The organism is Verrucosispora sp. SN26_14.1 (assembly GCF_004307965.1).
In the GTDB taxonomy this organism is placed as follows: domain Bacteria; phylum Actinomycetota; class Actinomycetes; order Mycobacteriales; family Micromonosporaceae; genus Micromonospora.
The window spans coordinates 1-3,203 of the sequence record NZ_SISL01000586.1 but is presented as its reverse complement, the minus strand read 5'-3'; the positions used below and the strand labels follow the sequence as shown (position 1 = coordinate 3,203).

At 70.7% G+C, this 3,203-nt stretch carries 3 protein-coding genes, 1 pseudogene and 1 riboswitch; of the genes and pseudogenes, 3 read left to right on the top strand and 1 reads right to left on the bottom strand.

Annotated elements, in window-relative coordinates; genetic code table 11:
- The first annotated feature begins 332 nt into the window (after positions 1 to 332).
- Positions 333 to 464, top strand: a riboswitch (cyclic di-AMP (ydaO/yuaA leader).
- Between the two features lie 3 nt (positions 465 to 467).
- A complete protein-coding gene (locus EYA84_RS29510) occupies positions 468 to 1,484 on the top strand; it encodes a hypothetical protein (protein WP_131057347.1) in 1,017 nt (338 codons plus the stop codon).
- 83 nt (positions 1,485 to 1,567) lie between these two features.
- On the opposite strand, the gene EYA84_RS29505 is transcribed toward EYA84_RS29510, so the two are convergent.
- Positions 1,568 to 2,266 (bottom strand): carbonic anhydrase, encoded by a 699-nt coding sequence (locus EYA84_RS29505; protein WP_131057345.1) that lies wholly within the window; start codon positions 2,264 to 2,266, stop codon positions 1,568 to 1,570.
- Between the two features lie 195 nt (positions 2,267 to 2,461).
- On the opposite strand from EYA84_RS29505, the gene EYA84_RS29500 reads away from it, so the two are divergent.
- Entirely contained in the window at positions 2,462 to 2,797 is a 336-nt protein-coding gene (locus EYA84_RS29500; RefSeq protein ID WP_131057343.1) for a MarR family winged helix-turn-helix transcriptional regulator, read from the top strand.
- An 89-nt stretch (positions 2,798 to 2,886) separates the two neighbouring features.
- A pseudogene (locus EYA84_RS29495) lies at positions 2,887 to 3,203 on the top strand (hypothetical protein); the annotation flags it as partial.

The following is a 3,203-nucleotide window of genomic DNA, read 5'->3' as shown; positions in this document are numbered from 1 at the left end:
CGACGACGGGCCGGACGGCGACGGCCCCACCCCACCGACTCCCCGGCCCGGCTCGGACCGGTCCGAGGCACTGCACGCACTCAGCACCGCGCGTGCGCGTGACACATCCCCCGCCACCGGTTCGCGGTGGCCCGATCCGGACAGGAGCACGGACACCACATGGTGACACCCCGCAGCGTGACCGCCCCTGCCGACACGGTTCGTGCCCGTGTCGTTGGTCACCCATCGCGATTACGAAATGACGCATCTAGTCAGGTTCGGGGCGTAGAGACCGACATGGACTCTCGGGTAACCTCACTGCCGGTCACCGCCGAAGGCGCGCAGCGGCGCCTGCGGTGCCACCGCCCAATCGCCGCGAGGCGAGCCGGGGACCCAGGTAGGTGGGGTGAATCCGCGTCAGCGGTAGGGGCCACTTCCGTTCCGAACCCGTCAGCTAACTCGGTCGGCGGTCGATGGAAGGGAAAGAAGTGACGGCACCCCTACGCCGCTGGATGACCCCCGTGGTGGCCGTGTTCGCCGCGTTCGCCGTGTTCGCCGGACCTCTGCCGGCCATGGCCGCGCCGAACCCACCCAGCCCCGCCGAGCACGACGACGACCCGCCGATGCTCAACGACCTGATCGAGTCGGCCAACCGCGACTTCTCCAAGGCCAAGAACCAGCTGGAGAAGTCCAAGAAGCGGCAGCTCAAGCTCGACGTCGAGTTGCGTCGCGCACAGGCCGACCTCGAAGCGCTCAGGCCGCAGGTCGCCGAGATCGCGACGCAGTCGTACCGGACCGGCCGGGTCGGTGCGATAGCGATGTTGTTGCAGAGCAACGCCCCGGACTCGTTCATGGACCGCGCCTCCGCCCTCGACGAGTTGAACCTGTTCAACGACAAGAAGTTGGGCGAGGTCAACGCGATCCGGGAGCGCGCGGACCGGGCCAAGCTCGCGTCCGACGCCGAGGTCCGCGAGCAGCAGAAGCTGACCAACGACATGGCGCGTAAGAAGACCGAGGCGGAGAAGTCGCTCCGCCTGGTCGGTGGCGAGAGCCTGACCGGTGGCCTGGTGGCCGCCACCTCACCGGTCGCCCGGGTGGCACCGAACCGCGCGTCCGACGGGAGTTGGAAGGCGGAGTCGTGCAACCAGAACGACCCGACCACGTCGGGCTGCATCACGCCGCGCACGCTGCACATGTACAAGGAGGTCAAGCGGGCCGGCTTCAACCGCTTCGTCGGCTGCTGGCGACCCGGTGACAAGTTCGAGCACCCGAAGGGCCGGGCCTGTGACTGGTCGTTGCAGAACAGCGGGTTCAGCCCCTGGCACAACGACGACACCCGGATCTACGGCAACAACCTGGCGGCCTTCCTGGTCCGCAACGCCGACCGGCTCGGCATCTACTACGTGATCTGGAACCGGCAGATCTGGTTCCCGACCGAGAACCGGTGGCGGTCCTACAGCGGCCCGTCCAACCACACGGACCACGTACACGTGTCGCTGCTCTGAGCAGCGTCCCGGCGACCTGAGAGGGCCGCTCCGCCGTCTGGCGGAGCGGCCCTCGTCGTCCGTGTCGGTGGGCGGCCCGAGGGTCAGCCCACCGGAGTGACCACGCCCGCCATCTCGGCGGGTTCCGCCGCGACGGTCCGCACCTCACCGGCGGCCAATCGGTAGGACATGCCCACCACCGCGCACCCGCCGGCGGCCACCTCGGCGGCCAACGCCTCGGAGGACTCCAGCATCGCCTCGACGGTCTGCGCGATGTGGATGTCGACGATCGCGTCCAGGTCGTCGATCCCCGCCCGCTCGGCCCGGCGCAGGCTGGGCACCACCGCGTCCACCACGGCACGCAGGTGGCCCGTCGGCGCGGTGCCGGTGGCCGCCGCGGCACGGGCCGCCTGGACGGCACCGCACGAGTCGTGCCCGAGCACCACCACCAGCGGGGTACGCAGCACGCTCACCGCGTACTCGACGCTGCCCAGCACCTCGGGGCCGATGGTGTGGCCGGCGGTGCGGACCACGAAGAGATCACCCAACCCACGGTCGAAGATGATCTCCGCAGCCAACCGTGAGTCGGAGCAGCCCACGATCACCGCGAAGGGGTGCTGCTCGGCGGCGACGGCGGCCCGGTGGCTGGCGTTCTGGTTGGGGTGCCGGAGCGTGTCGCTGACGAAGCGGCGGTTTCCGGCGACCAGTTCGGCGAGGGCGCGCTCCCGCGAGCCGGGAAGGTCAGCGGTCAGGTACTCGCGTTCGGGACCGGGCTGCGCTCCGATCGTTCCGGGTCGACTCATCCGGCGTCACCTCGCCTCTCGGTGGAATGCCTGGTCATCCCGGCCGGCGCTGGCCACGGGCTGCCACCAACCGTCACACGCAGCGCAAGGCGCGTCAAGCTATGCGTGATCTGCATTTCATGTATTCCAGAACGCTTGCCAACCGGCGCGAGCGGGTGCGGGCGCAGCCCGAGTACGTCAGGGGCAGGCCATACGATGGCGGGCATGGCGACCTCAGACGAGCGAGAAAGCACCCGGAACTGGACTTTCCTGACAAACCACGCGCACGTGCTGCTCGCCATCGCCCGCAACCCCACCGCCCGGCTGCGCGACGTCGCCGGTGAGGTCGGGGTCACCGAACGCGCCGCCCAGGCGATCGTCGCCGACCTGGAGGCGGGCGGCTATCTGCACCGCACCCGGGTCGGCCGCCGCAACGAGTACACCCTCAACCCGGCCGGGCGGTTCCGTCACCCGGCGGAGGCCGACCGCCACATCGGCGACCTGCTCGCCCTCTTCACCGACGCGCCCTCGACCGCGAGCGGCGATCGCTGACCGTCCACAGTCGACGACGTGGCGTGGTTCACCGACCCGACGGGGGCTGCGCCAATGCGTTCTCCGCACCGAAACGATAGGTTGGACACGTGTCGTCCGCCGTGCTCGCCCGTCCCCTGTGGCCGGCGACGCTGCGTACGCTGCGGGAGCTGACCCGGCTGGCACTGGCCGCCCTCGTGGTGGCGGTCGGCCTCGGCACGGCCGTCGCCGACCTGCCACTGCGCCCGACCGACGACCAGCCGACCCATGCCGTCGCCGACCATCGCGCCTGGTCCGTCACCGCCGACGTGCCGACCTGGCCGGGCACGGTCGCACCGGTCACCGAGCACGTGCGGGCGTCCGCCGCGCTGTCGACGTCGCCGACGCAGCCCACGGCCCCGACCGCGCCGCCGGCCCACCCAGAGCC

What these genes read in the sequence shown, in the direction of transcription:
- EYA84_RS29505 (WP_131057345.1), bottom strand. Translation starts at nt 2,266, where the DNA reads ATGAGTCGACCCGGAACGATCGGAGCGCAGCCCGGTCCCGAACGCGAG.
- EYA84_RS29500 (WP_131057343.1), top strand. Translation starts at nt 2,462, where the DNA reads ATGGCGGGCATGGCGACCTCAGACGAGCGAGAAAGCACCCGGAACTGG.